Source organism: Candidatus Neomarinimicrobiota bacterium (assembly GCA_034716895.1).
In the GTDB taxonomy this organism is placed as follows: domain Bacteria; phylum Fidelibacterota; class UBA8477; order UBA8477; family JABMPR01; genus JABMPR01.
This window is the reverse complement of record JAYEKW010000130.1, coordinates 1-2,817: the sequence shown is the minus strand read 5'-3', so window position 1 is coordinate 2,817 and position 2,817 is coordinate 1. Positions and strand designations below refer to the sequence as shown.

Here is a 2,817-nt window from a genome sequence, read left to right as displayed (position 1 = left end):
CGTGAGATTGTGGAGGCCAGAGGAATAGTGTCCTGGATTGCAGTTCGTGAGTTAGGGTACTCAGGGGCAGATGTTGCTCGGTATCTTGGAGTCACAAATTCATGTATTACCCGATCAGTATCATCTGGAAAAAGCCCCAAGGTAAAGGATTATATCAAACCAGTTATAAAAACTGGTTGTGAATATTCAGGTGCTCTGCTGTAGGCGCGTTATGCACATTCTGCATGAACGTCCCTCTTTTTTGCCCTATACGTAAATGTTGATCAGTCGCTTTGTGCCTGATTAACGGCCGGGGCCAGCCCCCCATTGTCATCCGGCGGCTTCGCCGCCTGATAACAATGGGGTGGAGCAGCGTGCTCACCTGCGAATCGGCGCAAACGCCATTCGCAGGTTGTGCTGCAGCTCACCCCGGCCGTTAGAAATCCGGGGGAACATTGAATATTTACATAGATGAATCTGGCTCTTTTGTGAACGCTTCCACTGTCGGTTCATGGAACGCTGTTGCTGCCCTTGCTGTGGGCGAAAAATCAGAGGGGAAGATAGACTACCAGCTTGACCAGCTAAAAATATCAAATGGATTCGACCCCCAATAAAGAGGCCAAACTGAAAGATTTGACGGAAGGTTCATACCTTCAATTCATTGAAAATTTGGCTGGTTTGAACATCGTTGCTTTCTCTACTGCCACCGACTCAGGACTGAATACTATTGATAGAGTAATTGAGCATCAACAAAGCCAAGTCGCAGAAACTCTAAGACATATTGACAAAATGAAGTACGAAGGAGGAAGGCAAGGTGTGCAGCTTGTATCCTCTCAATTGGCGAAATTATCTCCGCAGCTTTATGTGCAGCTGCTTTGCCAGGTTAATCTCATGGCATCGCTCCCATAAACAGCGCTCATTGGCCCTCTGACTATTTCTATTCGTTCTATATTTTCTGTAGTAATTCTATCCAATTCAAAACTGTAGTCGACTTCTCCCGCAACTCGTTTGCCGTCAATCATGACAATGGAATGCTCGCCTTTAAAACCCCTGATAAACGGTTCTTTCTGCTGTAAATTGATGCCGGTGGAAAGCTTGAGAATATCCCTTATGCGGTTAGCTGATCTGGCCTCAATTTCTTCCTCAGTGACGACTTGTACAGAAGCTGGGATCGTAGAAAGATTAGCTTCTGTCCGAGAGGCTGTAACGACTGTCTTTTCAGGCCTGGCCGGCAAGGACGGGGCCTGCTTCAAACATGACCAGCAAGAGAACAAGGGTGATGAAAATTGCCTTAAAGGTGCTCAGTATCCTCTTTTTCACCACAACATCTGTTTTCATGATTTGTCTTTTCCCCTTCTCTTATTTTTTGTGATCTGTTTACCGGACTCTGTCGGTCGTTGGTCGACGATTACATTCTCTGTACAACTCCTTCCTCTCGTATGGCCTTGAGTTGGAATAGTATTGGATTTTATAGTTATTAAAAATAATTTTCAATAACAAAAAATATCCAATCTGTCAAGAAAAGGCGGGTTGGAAAGACCATGCCGGCCAGGCTGAGAGTCTTTGTATGATTCCAGTAAATGATCAAAAGCAGATCCCTGGTTCCAGGAAAAAGCGGTTACCAAAATATCCATTGCCTATTTTACGTTTAGCTCGTCTGGCAGTTGATGAGTTCGCCCGTGGGTGCGAAATAGGATCATTACTGTAAGAGCTGTATTTTATCTGGCCTGCGATATGGGCAAGAAAGTAGGGTGCGCGGGAGTGGTCGTGGACGCCAACCTCATGCTATCAGCTTCTATGAGCGATATGGCTTTTATAAGACTTGAGTCCCTGGAATGACGATTCGTTATTACCGAACCGGAGAAAATTGTTACGGCGGAATTGTCCGTGGCCCATACTTTGCCGACCGGACCGAGGAATTACAGGAACTACTCGAAAAAACAGAGATTTTCGGCCAAGCATTAGTTGGCGCGGGGAGGGGGAAAACCTCCCTTTACTGATTAGTTTTTCAAATATTTTATTTTAACGTTTCCCTTACCCAACAGAACAACATGACTCCGACCAGTTCGAGGCCTTTCGAGTATCTTAAAACCTTTTTGTTCGGCAGCAGAAACGGTTATCTCAAAATGTTTTTCTGATACATGTCCTTTTGGTTCTATTACTAAAAATTTTCCATTCGGTTTCATAGTTTGATATATTTCAGAAAAAAATTTGGAACCATCAGGAACTTCGTGCACAACGGCGGATGCAAAGGCAAAATCGACTTCTTCTTTAAGGTCATCCAGATCAAGAGAATCGTGATGACATGTCCGTGTTTCAATTTTATTAGACAATCCCGCTTTTTGTGCCCGTTTTTCAAGTGACCTGATCATCTTCTCCTGAATATCTACACATATAACTTTTCCTTTCGAACCGACCATCCGTGCAAGGGGCAAACTGAAAAAACCCATTGCACATCCTATATCCAGAACCTTCATACCCTTCTCAACATACGGGCTAAGTATCTTCTGGGGATTTTGTAATAATTTTCTTATTGGGCTGGCAAGAAGATAACCAACCCACACAGGACATACTCTTTCAGCCATCTATCCGTTTCCTAATCATTCTGAACACTGAACCTCTGAACCCGTGAACGGTTACAAGATATCTTACAACTTTTTTGCGAGTTTAGTATAGTTTGCTGCCCAAACATGCACATGGTTTTATGCTATTAGTTGTCCTTGTCAAACACTTTCATCAACAAATTCCTGACACTGAGAGATACAAAAAAGACTCAGTCTCTCCGTGGATTGTCTGACTCCAACTGACCATCAGAAGAAGCCAAGACTATGGACAAAT

The 2,817-nt window shown here is 43.8% G+C and carries 3 protein-coding genes; 2 read left to right on the top strand and 1 reads right to left on the bottom strand.

Annotated features, from left to right (window positions below):
- Together U9Q77_08410 and U9Q77_08405 are read left to right on the top strand one after the other, a co-directional pair.
- Window positions 1-204, top strand: a 204-nt coding sequence (locus U9Q77_08410) for a hypothetical protein (protein ID MEA3287383.1), incomplete at its 5' end; no start/stop codon positions are given.
- A 369-nt stretch (window positions 205-573) separates the two neighbouring features.
- Window positions 574-888, top strand: coding sequence for a hypothetical protein (locus U9Q77_08405; protein MEA3287382.1), 315 nt, complete (start codon window positions 574-576; stop codon window positions 886-888).
- A 1,091-nt stretch (window positions 889-1,979) separates the two neighbouring features.
- On the opposite strand, the gene U9Q77_08400 is transcribed toward U9Q77_08405, so the two are convergent.
- A complete protein-coding gene (locus U9Q77_08400; protein MEA3287381.1) occupies window positions 1,980-2,564 on the bottom strand; it encodes a class I SAM-dependent methyltransferase in 585 nt (194 codons plus the stop codon).
- Window positions 2,565-2,817 lie beyond the last annotated feature (253 nt).